Source organism: Streptomyces sp. E-08, from assembly GCF_049913095.1.
Taxonomy (GTDB): Bacteria; Actinomycetota; Actinomycetes; order Streptomycetales; family Streptomycetaceae; genus Streptomyces.
This window is the reverse complement of sequence record NZ_CP183971.1, coordinates 7,372,793-7,387,138: the sequence shown is the minus strand read 5'-3', so window position 1 is coordinate 7,387,138 and position 14,346 is coordinate 7,372,793. Positions and strand designations below refer to the sequence as shown.

Sequence of the window (14,346 nt, the reverse complement as noted above, 5' to 3'; positions counted from 1 at the left end):
GAGCGGTCGGTGCATACTAAGCGGTCGCTTGCTCGCTGCGGAACCGGGTCAGCCGGACTTCTTCGGACGCGCCCGTACGTGCATCCGCTCGCCCTGCGGCCCGAAGAGGCTCAGGAACTCCACCGGCCCGTCCCCGGCCGGGCCGAACCAGTGCGGGACGCGGGTGTCGAACTCGGCCGCCTCGCCGGCGGCCAGCACCACGTCATGCTCGCCCAGGACGAGCCGGAGCCTCCCGGAGAGCACGTACAGCCACTCGTACCCCTCGTGCACCCGGGGCTCGGGGGCCTCCTGGGCCTTCTCCTGGATCACCTTGTACGCCTGGAGCCCGCCGGGCTGCCGGGTCAGCGGGTACATCGTCCGGCCGTGGCGCACGATGGGCTTCGCCTTGACGCGGGGATCCCCCACCGGCGGCGCGCCGACCAGCTCGTCGAGCGGGACCTGATGGGCGCGGGCGAGCGGCAGGAGCAGTTCGAGGCTGGGCCTGCGCTGCCCGGACTCCAGCCGGGACAGGGTGCTCACGGAGATGCCGGTGGCGGCGGAGAGCTCGGCCAGGGTCACCCCGCGGTCACGGCGGACACGGCGGAGCCTGGGGCCGACCTCGGTCAGGACGGCGTCGATGCGGTCGTCTTCGGTCATGCGTCCAGTGTTGCAGAAACGGCAAGATTCCTTGCCGAGGAGGCACAAGCGGAATGACTCTCTCCCCATGAACACGCACACAGACTCCCCTCTCGGACGGTACGACGCCGTGGTGGTCGGCGGCGGCGCCGCCGGGCTCAGCGCGGCACTGATCCTGGGCCGCTCGCGGCTGCGCACCCTGGTCGTCGACGCCGGCGAGCCCCGCAACGCCCCGGCCGCCCACATGCACGGCGTCCTCTCGCGGGACGGGACGAGCCCCGCCGACTACCTGGCGGCCGGCCGGCGCGAACTCGCCGCGTACGGCGTGGACGTGCGGGACGGCCGGGTGACCGGCGCGGCACGTGACGGCGAAGGCTTCGCCGTGACCCTGGCGGACGGCACGAGCCTGTCCGCGCGGCGGCTGGTCGTGACGACCGGACTCGTCGACGAGCTGCCGGAGATCGACGGGGTGGCCGAGCGCTGGGGCCGGGACGTCGTGCACTGCCCGTACTGCCACGGCTGGGAGGTCCGCGACCTGCCGTTCGGCGTGATCGCCCACCCGGCGATGCCGGCGCACCAGGCGCTGACGGTCTCGCGCTGGTCCCGGGACGTGACGCTCTTCCTCCACACGGCCGGCGAGCTCTCCGCCCGGGACGCCGCGCTGCTCGGCGCGGCCGGGGTCCGGGTCGTGACCGGTGAGGTCACCGGGCTCGCCGTCGAGGACGACCGGCTGACCGGCGTCCGGCTGGCCGACGGGCGGATCGTGCCCCGCGCGGTGGTCTTCGTCGCGGCGCGGCGCCTCGCGGCCCGGGACGCGGTGCTTCGGGAGCTGGGCGCGGAGCTGCGCGAGACCCCGTTCGGGGAGTTCGTCGCGGTCGACGGGACGGGCCGGACGAGCGTGCCCGGCGTCTGGGCCGCGGGGAACGTGACGGGCCCGCAGGAACAGGTGGTCAACGCGGTGAGCCGGGGCTACCGGGCGGGCGTGGCGATCAGCAACGAGCTGCTGCTCGCGGACCTGGAGGAGGCGGCGGCCCGTCGGCCGGCCGGATGAAACGCGGCGGCTGGGGCTGCGCCGTCCGGGCGCACGGGTGAGGATCGGCCAGGGTGACCACATTCGGCCCCGCACGACGCAAGGACGGAACACCACCCATGCTCGGTACGCAGTTCACCAAGGGCTCCCCCAACTGGATCGACCTCGGCAGCCCCGACACCGGCGCCTCGGCCGCCTTCTACGGCGCCGTCCTCGGCTGGAGCTTCCGGTCGGCGGGACCGGACGCCGGCGGCTACGGCTTCTTCGAGCAGGACGGCGCCACGGTCGGCGCCCTCGGCCCCCTCACCGAGGAGGGCGCGACCTCCGCCTGGACGGTGTACTTCCAGACCCCGGACGCGGACGCCACCGCGAAGGCCGCCGAGACGGCCGGCGGTGTCGTGCGCGTCCCGCCCTTCGACGTCATGGAGGCGGGGCGCATGGCGTGCCTCACCGACCCGGCCGGCGCCGAGTTCGCCGTCTGGCAGCCGGGGGAGGTGAAGGGCCTGGACCGGACCTCCTCCACCAACACCCTCCTCTGGGCCGAACTGCACGTCGCCGACCCGGAGTCCACCCTCGGCTTCTACCGGACCCTGTTCGGCTGGCGCTGGTCGTTGATGGACGCGCCCGGCATGACCTACCGGGTGATCTCCACCGCCGAGGGCGACCAGGAGGACACCTCCTTCGGCGGCGCCGCCGCGCTCCAGAACGAGGGAGACGCCACGCGCTGGGTCCCGTACTTCATGGTGGAGGACCCCGACGCGGTCACCCGCACGGCCCAGGGCAGCGGCGGCTCGGTCGTCATGCCCGCCGCCGACGTCCCGGACGTCGGCCGGATCGCCTGGATCGCCGACCCCTTCGGCGCGGTCTTCGCGGTGATGAAGCCCTCGCCGAGGGCGTAGGCCCTGCGCGCCTCGGCGGCCGCGCGCACGCGCGCACGGCCGCTGGACACCGAGGAGCACCGCGTCCCGGCCGACCGCCCTGCGGCCCCGTCGGTCGCCGCTTCCCGGCAGGACCTCCCGTCGACCTGCCCCAGGCCGACAGGGCCTAGCGGGCGAAGAGTTCGAACGTCACCGCCGGACGGTTGCCGAAGCGGCTGGAGGCGCGGGACGTCGCCGTGGTCAGGAAGTCGCGGACGTACTTCTCCGGGTCCTCGTCCGTCAGGGCCTCGATGTAGGCGCGGTGGCAGAGGAGGGAGCGGATCGCGCGGTCCAGGCCGGGGGTCGCGTCGGCCGCGTGGGTCGGGGTGCTGGAGGCGGCGACCGCGACCCAGCGGACGCCGTTCCAGGGGTCCAGGCCCTGCTCGGTCAGCTCCGGGAAGATCCAGCGGTTGCCCGCGTCGGCCGCCGCGTCGAGCGTGGCGCGGCCGACCGCCAGGTGGTCGGGGGTGTTCCAGGGGGCGCCCGGGCCGCCGCCCCAGGTGTCGCGGTGGTTGAGGGTGATCACGAGTTCCGGACGGTGGCGGCGGATCGCCGCCGCGACGTCCCGGCGCAGCCCGAGTCCGTACTCGATCACGCCGTCGCGGTGGTCGAGGAACTCGACGGTGTCCACGCCCACGACGGCGGCGCTGTCCCGCTGTTCGCGCTCGCGGAGGGGGCCGCAGACGTCGGGGGCGAGGGTGTCGATGCCGGCCTCGCCGCGGGTCGCGAGGACGTACGTGACCTCCTTCCCCGCGTCCGTCCAGGCGGCGACGGCCGCCGCGCAGCCGTACTCCAGGTCGTCGGGGTGGGCGACGACGGCGAGCGCGCGCGTCCAGTCGCCGGGCATCTCCAGGAGGTCCTGGGGCTCTGTGTCGATCATGAGCGCAGGATACGGCTCGCGTCCGCGGCCGTCGGGCGGAACGCTCCGGCGAGGATCACCGAGCGCGAGATGTGGCGCGGGCGGTCGGGGTTGAGCCCACGCCGGTCCGCGAGGGCGACCGCGAGCCGCTGGACGCGGACCAGGGCCGCGACGGGGTCGATGGCGTCGGCGGCGAACAGGGCGCCCGTGGACTCCACTTCGTCGCGCAGGCCGGAGGGCTCCGGACCGATGCAGCAGACCAGGCTCGCACGGTCGCTGATGGTGATCGGGCCGTGCCGGTACTCCATAGCGGCGTACGACTCCGTCCAGGCGCGGGCCACTTCGCGCAGTTTCAGCGCCGCCTCGTCGGCGAGCCCCACGGTCCAGCCGGTGCCGAGGAAGGTGAACTGGCCGCGCCGTTCCCAGGCGGCGGGCAGCCGCTCGTACAGGACGAGTTCCGCGTCGGCGATCGCCGGGCCGAGGTCCACCCCGAGCCCGGCGCGCAGGAGTTGGAGGGCCGTGGTGGCGAACCGGGTCTGGACGACGGACCGTTCGTCGGCGAAGCCGAGGTCGACGACCCTGTCGGCGAGCCGCCCGGCGGGACTGTCCGGGACCCCGGTGACGACCAGCGTCGGGACCGTGCCGGCGGCACGGGCGAGCAGGTCCACGACCTCCGTGGTGGTGCCGGAGCGGGTGAGCGCGACGATCCGGTCGTAGCCGCGGCCGAGCGGGGTGGTGTCGGAGGCGGGGAACGCATCGGTCTCCCCCGCGCCGAGGGACTCCCGCAGGGCCGCGTAGGCGCGGGCGATGAAGTACGAGGTGCCGCAGCCGACGACCGCGACGCGCTCGCCGCCGGCCGGCAGCAGGCCCGTGTCGCGGGCGGCGATCTCGGCGGCGCGGCGCCAGCAGTCGGGCTGGCCGGCGATCTCCGCGCTGACGTGGGTGCTCATGGTCAGGGTCCTCTCCTCGCAGGGTCCCTCACGGGTCCGGACCGAGTTGTATCCGTGCCGGACCAGAGCACACCATGAGCAATCCGTACTCACCTCTTGGACTTTTGCGGGTCCCCCTCCGTCCGCCCTCCGCAGGACGCGCGGACCACCAGGCGCGGCCTCAGCTGCACCTGGTGCAGCGGGGCCGCGTCCCCCTCGGCGAGCCGCCGGAGGAGGATCTGCGCGGCGAGGCGGCCGAGCTGGTACTTGGGGGGCGAGACCGCCGTCAGCGGGGTCTCGGCGACGTCGGCGAACTCGTTGTCGTAGCTGATCAGCGCGAGGTCCCGCGGCACCCGCAGACCGGCGCGGCGGGCCGCTCCGAGCATCAGGGCGGCCTCCCGGTCGCCGAAGCAGAGCGCCGCGGTCACCCCGCCGTCCCGCAGCGCGGCGAGGGCCCGGTCGGCGCGGTCCGGGTCCCAGTGGGCCATCACGTCCCGCTCGTAGGCCGCGGCGGGCAGGCCCAGGTCGCTGAGGGCGCGCGCGAAGCCGGACTCGATGGGCGCGGTGGTGGGCGCGTCCGTGCGGGCGACGAGGCCGAACCGCTCGTGGCCGAGGGCCCGCAGATGGCGCACCGCGTCGTAGGCGCCGCCCTCGTGGTCGGTGCAGACGTGCTCGGTGGGGTCGCCGGGGCCGTGGGCGGCGAGCCGGCGTTCGACGAGGACGGCGGGCACCGGCAGGGCGAGGAGCTCCTCGGCGCGCCGTCCCGGGTCGGTCGCGGTGTGCAGGCTGGGGACGAGGAGGAGCCCGTGAACCCCGGCCGAGAGGAGCCGTTCGACAGCGGCGTCCTCCTCGGCGGGGTCGTAGTGCGAGCAGGCGAGGACGAGCCGGGCGCCTGCCGCCGCGAGCTCCTTCTCGATGCCCTGGAGGACGCGCGGGTAGTAGAACGTGGTGTCGGGGACGAGGACGCCGACGATCCGGCGGTCCGCCCGGTCCCGCTCGGCCCGGTGGGCGGCGAACGTCCCCGCGCCCTGGCGCCGTTCGACGAGGCCGAGGGCGACGAGGTCCTCGTAGGCGCGGCGGACGGTGGTGACGGACAGGCCCGTCTCGATGGCGAGGGCCCGCTCCGTGGGGAGCTTGCTGCCCGGGGGCCAGGTGCCGTCGAGGATGCCGCGCCGCAGCTCCGCCATGAGGGCCCGGAACTTCAACTCCCGGCCGGACGCCGGTGTCTCGCGTGGCGCCATCCGGGCCCCTTCGTACGGACCGGGGCGCGCCCGGTGCCGGTGCTGATCGATTGCGCGCCGAATCCTATGTGTCCGCCGACGGTGGTCAGACCTCGTTCCGGGCGAGGGCCAGCAGCCGGTCGAGGACGCGCGGCCCGCCGGCCCGCACCCCGTCGTGCTCGAACTCGTCGGTCACCCAGGTCCGCAGGCCCCGCACGGCGCGCGCGGTCTCCAGGGAGTGGGCGGTGTCGACGTACATGTCGTCGTGGTAGACGGCGGCCGCCACCGGGACCCGGTTGGCGGCCAGGCGCTCGGGGTCGTACAGCGGGGTCCAGTCGGTGCGCGCGGCGAGCAGTTCCGCGGTCTCGCGCAGCGGGCGCAGGGCGGGGTCGGTGGTGAAGTGCCAAGGGTGGACGGTCTCGCCGGTGAAGAGCGGGGTCGCGCCCTCGGCGAGCGCCGCACGGGCGTCGAACTCGGGGTGCTCGGCGCGGATCCGCTCGGCGGCCCAGTCGGTGGGCCGTCGGCCCTGCGCGTAGATGGCCTCGTGGAGGACGGCGTACAGCGGGTGTCCCGCGTACGAGAGGTGCGCCTGGACCTGCTCCAGGAAGGCGTCGGAGAGCACGTGCCCGCCCGGGGCCGGCACGAAGGCGCCCTCCAGGAGCAGGTGCAGCTGGTGGGTGCCGTCGCCGGAGCCGAGGAGGATGCCGAGGGACTGGAAGGCCTCGACGGTGAGGAGGCCGCCGCCGGGCAGCGCGACCTCGTGGTCGAGGAGGTGGGCGGCGATCGCACGGACCCGCTCGGCGTCCTGCGGGTAGCGGGTGAAGTGCGCCTCGTTCTTCCGCCGGATGCGGGGGTAGGCGGCGCGGTAGACCTCGTCGGCGGTGGCGTCCAGGGAGGGCAGGCCTCCGGTGATGAGGACCCGTTCCAGGCCCTCGGGGGCGGTGGAGAGGTAGTGGGTGGCGCAGAAGCCACCGAAGCTCTGGCCCAGGACGGTCCAGGGTGCGCCGCCGGTGAGCCGGCGCCGGATCAGCTCGCAGTCCCGCACGATGGAGTCGGCGCGGAAGTGCGCCAGGTAGTCGGCCTGCTCGGCCGGACCGCCGCGCAGCGGCAGGGTCTGGCGGTTGGCGGGCGTCGAGCGGCCGGTGCCGCGCTGGTCGAGGAGGAGGACGCGAAACTCCTTCACGGCGCGGCCGAGCCAGGCCTGCGGGCCGATGAAGCGGCGGGCGCCGAAGCCGGGTCCGCCCTCCAGGTAGACCAGCCAGGGAAGCGTCTCGCGGCCCGGTCCCGCGTGGCCGCTCGCGACGACCTCACGGCCGAAGACCTCGATGCGCTCGCCGTCGGGGCGGGCGTGGTCGAGGGGGACGGGGAAGCGGTGGTCGGTGAGGACGAGGCCCGGCTGGCGGTAGGTGGTCAACGCTGCTCCTGCTCCTGTTCGGTGCGCCCCCGCGGGGACAGTGGATCACATGGAGTGAGCGGATCGGCGCGGGAGGACGCCCTTCTCCGTGAGGTAGGCGCGCGCCACGTCCTCCGGGAGCCGCCGCCAGCTGTCGACCCGTTCGTTGAGGTGCGCGAGGTCGGCGGTGGTGAGGACCGCGTTGAGCCGGGCGAGCGCGCGGGTGACGGCCTCGCTCCCGGCGCGGGCGCGGTTGACGACGGGGACGATGTGGTCGGCGTTCTGCAGGTGCTTGTCGTCGGCGAGCAGGACGAGCCCGAACGCGTCGAGCGTGGCGTCGGTGGTCGTGGTCAGGACGAGCTGGTCCTGACCGCTCTGCACGGCCTGTTTCGCCTGGACGGTACCGACGCCCTTGGGGTCGACGGCCGTGACGTCGATGCCGTAGACCTCCTTCAGGCCGGGCGCGCAGTACGGCCGCCGGACGCATTCGTCCCCGGCGGCGAGGCGGACGGGCAGCCGGGCGGCGCCGAGGTCGCTGAGGGTCTTCAGGCGGTGCTCGGCGGCGTAGGCGGCGGTGACGGCGAAGGCGTTCTGGTCGACGGCGCGGCCGGGGTCGAGGACGGTGAGCCCGCGGGGTTCCGCCAGGGCCCGGAGGGCCGTCATGGTCGCGGTCAGGTCGGGCGAGCCGACGGTCGGCGCGTCCGGGCCGTCGGCCTTGGCGTTCAGCCAGTCGGCGAAGGTCGCGGCGTACTCCGGCACGACGTCGATCTGCCCGTTCTCCAGGGCGGATTCGTACAGCTCGCGGTTGGTGACGGAGAGGATCTTGGTGCGGTAGCCGGCTTCTTGGAGCAGCAGCGCGTACATCTGGGCCAGGAGGTCGCTCTCGGTGAAACCGGCCGAGCCGACGACCAGCCGGTGGCTGTCGCCGGGCCGGCCCGTGACCGCCTCCCTGTTCTCCAGGGCGGGGCCGGTGGAGCACCCGGCGAGACCGCCTCCGGAGGCGAGCAGGGCGAGGCAGCACAGGGCGACGGCGGGCACCCGCGCCGCGCGCCCGCGCTCGCGCCTTCCGAAGCTGCCGGCGGGGACGGTCCCGGGCCGCCTCACGCGCCGCTCCCCCGCGCCCGTTTCGGGCCCGCGCGCTGCACGCCCTCGAAGAGCGCCTCGACGAGGAGGGCCAGCACGGCGACGAGGAAGGCTCCGGCGACGACCTGCGGGGTGGACGCGAGGTTGAATCCGGCGGTGATGATCCGGCCGAGCCCGCCTCCGCCGGCGAGAGCGGCCACGGTCGCGGTGGCGACGAGCTGGACGGCGGCGATCCGTACGCCGGTGAGGATCATCGGCAGGGCCAGCGGCAGTTCGACCCGGGCCAGGGTCTGGCGGCCCGTCATCCCCATGCCCCGGGCGGCCCGTACGACGTCGGGGTCCACGCCGCGCATCCCGACGTACGCGTTGGTGAGGAGCGGGGGCACGGCGAACAGCACCAGGGCGATGACCGTCGGCCACGGCCCGTACGGGCCGAGCGGGCTGAGCAGGAGCAGCACGAGGACGGCGAACGTGGGGACGGCCCGGCCGGCGTTGGCGAGGTTGACGGCGAGCGCGCCGCCCTTGCCGAGGTGCCCGAGGACGAGGGCGACGGGCAGGGCGATCAGGCAGCTGAGGAGGAGGCAGACGGCGGTGAGGAAGAGGTGCTCGCCGAGCCGGTTCCAGACGCCGTTCTCGCCGGACCAGTTCGCGGCGGTGGTGAGCCAGGACCACGCGTCGGCGAGGGTGTTCACGCGGCCTGGCCCCGGGTCCAGGGGGTGAGGAGCCGCTGCGCGCCGAGGAGGAGCAGGTCGGCGGCGACGGCGATGACCACGCAGAGCACGGAGGCGGTCAGGACCTGCGCCTTGAAGTAGGTGTTCATCCCCGCGTAGACGAGGTTGCCGAGGCCGCCGTGGCCGACGATCGCCCCGATGGTGACGAGGGAGACGGCCGAGACGGTGGCGATGCGGAGCCCGGCCATGGCGGCGGGCAGGGCGAGGGGCAGTTCGACGGCGAGAAGCAGCCGGATCGGCCCGTACCCGAGGCCGCGGGCGGCCTGCCGGGTCTCCTCGGGGACGGCGCGGAGCCCGGCGAGGACGTTCCGGACGAGGAGAGTGAGGGAGTACAGGACGAGCCCGGCCACGACGAGACCGGCGGAGAGCCCGTACAGGGGCAGGAGCAGCGAGAACATCGCGAGCGCCGGGATCGTGTACAGGAGCGTGGTGAGCCCGAGGACGGGCCCGGCCGCCCAGCGCCAGCGGCGGGCGGCGATCGCGAGGGGCAGGGCGAGCAGCACGGCGAGGCCGATGGCGGCGCCGGTCAGCTGGAGGTGCTGGACGACGGCGTCGGCGAGGATCTCGCGCCGGGTGGAGAGGTAGTCGCCGCAGATCCACTCGTTGCGGGCGAGGCAGTCGTCGGGCGGCGCGGTCACCCTCCCATTCGAGACCGCGGGTGGGTCCGGCGCACCCCGGCCGGGCCGTTCGGGGCGCGCACAGCGGCCGTCAGCCCCCGTCAGCCGCTGTCAGCCCCCGTCAGCCGCGTCAAGTCGCCGTCAGCCCCTGTCAGCCGCTCGACAGGACCGCGATGACGTTGCCCGCCGGGTCCGTGAACCAGGCGATGGCAGGCCCTTCGCCACCCCCGGAGCCGCGCACGACGCCCTTGTCGTCGGCCTCGAAGCCGGGGTAGCGCGCGAAGGTCACCCCGCGCCCCGCCAGGTCGTCCACGGCCCGGTCGATGTCGTCGACCTCGAAGTTGAGGACCGTGAAGGAGGCGGGGGCGTGGTTCTCCTTGGGGTAGACGAGGACCCGCGCCCCGCCGGGCAGGACGAGGTTCAGCATCCGCATCCCCTCCGGGCCGGCGTCCTCCACCGTGAGGCCGAGGACGTCGCCGTAGAACCCGCGCGCGGCGTCGAGGTCGTCCACCGAGAAGCCGCTGTACGCCGTGGTCTCGCCGAACATGGCGTGCTCCCTTCCGGGGCCCGGTGCCCGGGCACCCCTTCCAGGATCCCCCGCCTCCGCCGCGCCAGCCGCTCAGGGGGCGATCGGCAGCTGCCGCTTGTGATCGGTGAGCTCGTAGCGGCGCACGATCGTGGCGTACGCGGCCTCCGCGACCGGCTTCCCCTCCAGGAAGTCGTCGATGTCGTCGTAGGTGACGCCGAGGGCGTCCTCGTCGGCCTTGCCCGGGTCGAGGGTCTCCAGGTCGGCCGTGGGGGTCTTCCACACCAGGGAGGCCGGGGCGCCCAGCTCGTCGGCGATCGCGCGGACGCGGCGCTTGGTCAGGCCGGTCAGCGGGACGACGTCGGCGGCGCCGTCGCCGAACTTCGTGAAGAAGCCGGAGACGGCCTCGGCGGCGTGGTCGGTGCCGACCACGAGACCGTCGTGGGCGCCGGCGACCGCGTACTGGGCGATCATCCGCTGCCGGGCCTTGATGTTGCCCTGCACGAAGTCCTGGTGGTGGGCGTCGCGGAAGGTCACCCCACCGGCGAGGGAGGCCTCGAGGGCCGCGTCGCTGGACGCCTTGACGTCCACGGTGAGGACCCGGTCCGCGCGGATGAAGCCGAGGGCGGTCTGCGCGTCCTGCTCGTCGGCCTGGACGCCGTACGGCAGGCGCATCGCGTAGAAGGTGGCGTCGTGACCGGCGGCGCGGGCCCGCTCCACGGCGAGCTGGCAGAGCCGGCCGGCGGTCGTGGAGTCGACGCCGCCGCTGATCCCGAGGACCAGGGAGCGCAGGCCGGTGGAGGTGAGCCGCTCGGTGAGGAAGGCCACCCGGCGCTCGATCTCCGCCTTCGGGTCGAAGGTCTCGGCGACCTGGAGGTCCCGGGCGATCTGCTGCTGGAGGGCGGTGGACGCCGGGTCGGTCACGAAGGTCTCCTCGTCGGGGGTCGGTCGGCGGCGGACCGAGGTGTGCGGGGTGTACGGGGTGTACGGCGGCGCACCAGGGCGTACGAGGTGCACCGGGGTCGACTCTACGCGCCGCCCGGTCGGCCGTCGGACGCGTCCGGGGTGCAGAGCACCTCGACCCGCTGGACGTGGTTGTTGGCGAAGCCGCCGCGGTTCCACGGCTCGGTGAGCGGCTGCACGTTCCCCGCGGCGTCGGTGGCCCGCACGGTCAGGTGGCGCAGGCCTGGCGTCGCCGTCCAGGTGGCGCGCCAGGCGGACCAGGCCCACGGGTGCGCGCGGTCCCGGTCGAGCACGGCGTCGGTCCAGGCCGCGCCGCCGTCCTCGCTGATCTCGACGCGGGTGACCGGACCGTGCCCGGACCAGGCGCGGCCGGTGAGCGGGACCGGACCGGGCCGGACGACGCGGGTGCGGGACATGAAGTCGGGGAAGCCGGGCGGCACCATCAGGGCCCGGGGCGCGATGAGCGTGACGGGCTCCCCCGGGTCGTCGGCGGTACGGCGCAGGCGGTAGGCGACGCTCTGCTGGAAGCCGGTGTACGGGGTGGCGCTGAGCGTGATGTCGCGGAGCCACTTCACGTGGGCCATGCCGTACCAGCCGGGGACGACGAGCCGGAGCGGACTACCGTGCTGCGGCGGCAGGGGCGCGCCGTTCATCGCGTACGCGACGAGGACGTCCCGGGCGGGGTCGGCGGCGGTCGTCAGGGGCAGGCCGCGGCGGTAGTCCTGCTCGACGCCCCGTTCGATCCCGTGGTCGGCGCCGGTGAACACCGCCTCGGCCGCGTCCTCGGCGATGCCGGCCTCCGCGAGGAGGGCGGCGAGCGGGACGCCGGTCCATTCGGCGGTCCCCACGGCCTCGACCAGCCAGGGCTGGCTGACGGGGCGGGGTGTGAGCAGGGCCCGGCCGTTGCCCGCGCACTCCAGGGTCACCCGCCGGGTCACGGCGGGCCGGGCGCGGAGCGCCGCCAGGTCCAGGTCGAGCGGCCGCAGGACCCGGCCGCCGACGGTGAGCCGCCAGCGGTCCGGGTCGGTGGCGGGGATGTCGTAGTGCACGAGGAGGTAGTGGAGTCCGGGCGGGGTGACGTCGTACCGCAGGGCCTCCAGGGGGAGGCCGTGGTTGCGCGCGGCGAGGCCGAGCTCGTGCGCGGTGATCCCCTCGCCGGGTCGGGCCACGCGTCCCGGCGTGCTGATGTCGCTCGGACCGCTCAGGGATCCGTCCATGCCCTCATGGTCCGCCCGGCCGCGGCGTCCGGCACGTCGTGCCGGACGCCGCGGGGCCGCCCTTCGGGCGACGACGGGAGTTTGACGACCGGGCCTAGTCGGTCGGGCCCGGGCCGCGCAGGGCCCGGGCGAGGCCGTCCTGGGGGAGGCCGGTGAGGGCGCGGACGAAGATCTCCTCGTAGGCGGGTCCGCCGATCGTCGCGCGGGCGGTGTCCGTGTACTTCTCGTGCAGGGCCCGCAGGCCGGGCAGGCCGCGCCGGGGCTGGCCCGTGGAGCGCCAGAACGCCTCGCCCGTACCGCTCACGTCGGCCGCGCGCTCCCCGTCCCCGGCCGCCGCGAGGGCGGTGGCGAGGACGTCGAGGCCCAGGGCGACGCCGAGGCTCGCGCCGAGCCCGCGGGTGCCTTCGAGCATGGCGCGGGCGTGGCCGGCGGCGGCCGACGGGTCGCCCTCCAGGAGACCGGTGAGGGCGAGCTGGTACTCGAGGGCGGTCCGTGTCCAGTGCTCGTCGAGCTCCTCGCACAGGGCGCGCAGCCGGAGCGCCCCCTGCCGGGCCTCGGCGAGCCGGCCGAGGCCGGTGAGGGCGAAGACCCGTACGAGGTGGCAGCGGAGCCGGGCGGCGGAGTCGGCGGGGCCGCCCCGCGCGGCGTCGAGGACGTGGCCGACGACGACGTACGCGGCCATCGGCCGGCCGGTGGTCAGGGCGAGGAGTCCGGCGAGGGCGGCGGCGTCGAGGGTGAGCTCGCCGGGGCGGTCCCGGCCGCCGCGCGGGGCCTCCTCGTGTGCGGCGTACTCCGTGTGCCTGGCCTCGCGGGCGCAGCGCTCGCTCACCTCCTGGGCGGGGCCGAACTCGCCCTGGAGGACGAGGGTGACGCCGAGGGCCCACAGGGCCCGGGCCCGGACGCGGCCCCGGGCCCCGCCGAGGAGCAGGGCCTGTTCGAGGCCGTCGCGGGCCTCGCGGAGCCGGCCGCGGCAGGACCAGGCGAAGGCGACGGAGCCGATGAGGTCGAGGGCGGCGTCGGGGTCGGTGCGCAGCAGCCGGTCCAGGGCGGTGCGCAGGTCGGTGTGGTGGGCGTCGACCGTCCGGTACCAGCGGAGCTGGCGGGCGCCGTGCCATTCGGTCTCGGCCCGGCGGGCCAGGCCGCGGAAGTGCGCGGCGTGGCGGTCGGCGACCCTTCCGGTCTCGCCGGTCCGGTCCAGCCAGGTCGCGCCGTACTCGCGGATGGTGTCGAGCATGCGCATTCTGCCGCCGGCGTCGGGCGGGCGGACGACGGAGGAGCGGACGAGTCCGTCGAGGGCGGCGGGCAGGGTCGCGCGGTCCAGGGGGCCGCCCGTGCACACGGCCAGGGCGGAGGAGAGGTCGAAGGGGCCGCGGAAGACGGAGAGCCGGGCCCAGAGGAGGCGTTCGAGGGGTGTGCTCAGCTCGTGGCTCCAGCCGATGGCGGCCCTCAGGGTCTGGTGGCGGCTCGGCCAGACGCGCTCGGTGTGGGCGAGGAGGTCGAAGCGGGCTTCCGGCGGGGCGTCGAGGCGGGTGCCGAGCTGGTCGCGGACCGCTTCGGCGCCCTGGAGGCGGATCTGCGCGGCGGCGAGCTCCAGGGCGAGCGGGATGCCCTCCAGGCGTACGCAGATCTCGCCGGCGGGTCCGGCGGCCGGGAAGTCCTGTCCGGCGGCGCGGCGGAGCAGCTCCAGGGCGTCGCCGCCGGCGGGCGGCAGCGGGTCGAGGGGGACGAGGTGCTCGCCCGCGACGCCGAGGGGGCGGCGGCTGGTGGTGAGGACGGTGAGCCCGGGGGCGGCGGCGAGGAGTTCGGTGACGAGCCGCGCGCAGGGCTCGGTGAGGTGCTCGCAGGAGTCGAGGACGAGGAGCAGGCGGTCGTCGGCGAGCCGGTGGCAGAGCCCGGTGGAGGCCATGCCGGGGGTGTGGTCGGCGAGGTCGACGGAGTCGGCGACGAGCGCGACGAGGAGCCGGTCGCCGTCGAGCTGGCCGAGGTCGGTCCACCAGGCGCCGTCCGGGAAGCGGTCGGCGGCTCGGTGTGCGGCGCGCAGCGCGAGCCGGGTCTTGCCGACTCCCCCGACGCCGGTCACGGTGACGAGGCGGTGCTCCGCCAATGCGGCGGAGACGCGCTCCAGTTCCGTGCGGCGTCCCACGAAACCGGGGTTCTCGTCCGGCAGATGTCCACGCACGGGAGCAGTGTCCCTCATGAGCGTCCCGAACGGACCGGTGGAACCGGTTCGTTACGCGCGCGACGGA

The 14,346-nt window shown here is 75.2% G+C and carries 14 protein-coding genes; 2 read left to right on the top strand and 12 right to left on the bottom strand.

The features are described from left to right. Nucleotides 1-48: 48 nt before the first annotated feature. The gene (locus tag ACN9MM_RS33955; RefSeq protein WP_426367578.1) at nt 49-636 is read right to left on the bottom strand and encodes a helix-turn-helix domain-containing protein; all 588 of its coding nucleotides are present in this window, start codon (nt 634-636) and stop codon (nt 49-51) included. Nucleotides 637-703: 67 nt separating this feature from the next. Here ACN9MM_RS33955 and ACN9MM_RS33950 point away from each other — a divergent pair, with 67 nt between their 5' ends. Together ACN9MM_RS33950 and ACN9MM_RS33945 are read left to right on the top strand one after the other, a co-directional pair. Continuing rightward, the gene (locus ACN9MM_RS33950; RefSeq protein WP_426367577.1) at nt 704-1,666 is read left to right on the top strand and encodes an NAD(P)/FAD-dependent oxidoreductase; all 963 of its coding nucleotides are present in this window, start codon (nt 704-706) and stop codon (nt 1,664-1,666) included. Nucleotides 1,667-1,764: 98 nt separating this feature from the next. Next, nucleotides 1,765-2,544: a VOC family protein gene (locus ACN9MM_RS33945; protein WP_426368895.1), complete on the top strand. Its 780-nt coding sequence runs from the start codon at nt 1,765-1,767 to the stop codon at nt 2,542-2,544. Nucleotides 2,545-2,689: 145 nt separating this feature from the next. Here ACN9MM_RS33945 and ACN9MM_RS33940 read toward each other — a convergent pair whose 3' ends face one another. The 11 genes from ACN9MM_RS33940 to ACN9MM_RS33890 form a co-directional block, all read right to left on the bottom strand. Then, nucleotides 2,690-3,442 carry a PIG-L deacetylase family protein gene (locus tag ACN9MM_RS33940; protein WP_426367576.1) on the bottom strand — a complete coding sequence of 251 codons (753 nt, stop codon included), beginning with the start codon at nt 3,440-3,442 and terminating at the stop codon, nt 2,690-2,692. Continuing rightward, nucleotides 3,439-4,371 carry an SIS domain-containing protein gene (locus ACN9MM_RS33935; protein ID WP_426367575.1) on the bottom strand — a complete coding sequence of 311 codons (933 nt, stop codon included), beginning with the start codon at nt 4,369-4,371 and terminating at the stop codon, nt 3,439-3,441. The genes ACN9MM_RS33940 and ACN9MM_RS33935 overlap by 4 nt, the downstream gene beginning before the upstream one ends. Nucleotides 4,372-4,460: 89 nt before the next feature. Beyond that, nucleotides 4,461-5,591, bottom strand: coding sequence for a GntR family transcriptional regulator (locus tag ACN9MM_RS33930; RefSeq protein ID WP_426367574.1), 1,131 nt, complete (start codon nt 5,589-5,591; stop codon nt 4,461-4,463). 85 nt (nt 5,592-5,676) lie between these two features. Further along, nucleotides 5,677-6,984 carry an alpha/beta fold hydrolase gene (locus ACN9MM_RS33925; RefSeq protein ID WP_426367573.1) on the bottom strand — a complete coding sequence of 436 codons (1,308 nt, stop codon included), beginning with the start codon at nt 6,982-6,984 and terminating at the stop codon, nt 5,677-5,679. Nucleotides 6,985-7,029: 45 nt separating this feature from the next. After that, nucleotides 7,030-8,001 carry an ABC transporter substrate-binding protein gene (locus tag ACN9MM_RS33920; RefSeq protein ID WP_426368894.1) on the bottom strand — a complete coding sequence of 324 codons (972 nt, stop codon included), beginning with the start codon at nt 7,999-8,001 and terminating at the stop codon, nt 7,030-7,032. Between the two features lie 62 nt (nt 8,002-8,063). Then, nucleotides 8,064-8,738 carry an ABC transporter permease gene (locus tag ACN9MM_RS33915; RefSeq protein WP_426367572.1) on the bottom strand — a complete coding sequence of 225 codons (675 nt, stop codon included), beginning with the start codon at nt 8,736-8,738 and terminating at the stop codon, nt 8,064-8,066. Then, nucleotides 8,735-9,415, bottom strand: a complete 681-nt coding sequence (locus tag ACN9MM_RS33910; protein WP_426367570.1) for an ABC transporter permease — start codon at nt 9,413-9,415, stop codon at nt 8,735-8,737. The genes ACN9MM_RS33915 and ACN9MM_RS33910 overlap by 4 nt, the downstream gene beginning before the upstream one ends. A gap of 130 nt (nt 9,416-9,545) precedes the next feature. Further along, complete coding sequence (locus ACN9MM_RS33905) at nt 9,546-9,941, bottom strand: VOC family protein (RefSeq protein ID WP_426367569.1); 396 nt, start codon at nt 9,939-9,941, stop codon at nt 9,546-9,548. Nucleotides 9,942-10,013: 72 nt separating this feature from the next. Continuing rightward, nucleotides 10,014-10,844 carry an ammonia-dependent NAD(+) synthetase gene (gene nadE, locus ACN9MM_RS33900; RefSeq protein WP_426368893.1) on the bottom strand — a complete coding sequence of 277 codons (831 nt, stop codon included), beginning with the start codon at nt 10,842-10,844 and terminating at the stop codon, nt 10,014-10,016. A 104-nt stretch (nt 10,845-10,948) separates the two neighbouring features. Further along, nucleotides 10,949-12,100, bottom strand: a complete 1,152-nt coding sequence (locus ACN9MM_RS33895) for a sulfite oxidase (protein WP_426367568.1) — start codon at nt 12,098-12,100, stop codon at nt 10,949-10,951. 94 nt (nt 12,101-12,194) lie between these two features. After that, on the bottom strand, nt 12,195-14,297 hold the full coding sequence (locus ACN9MM_RS33890) for an ATP-binding protein (RefSeq protein ID WP_426367567.1): 2,103 nt from the start codon (nt 14,295-14,297) through the stop codon (nt 12,195-12,197). Nucleotides 14,298-14,346 lie beyond the last annotated feature (49 nt).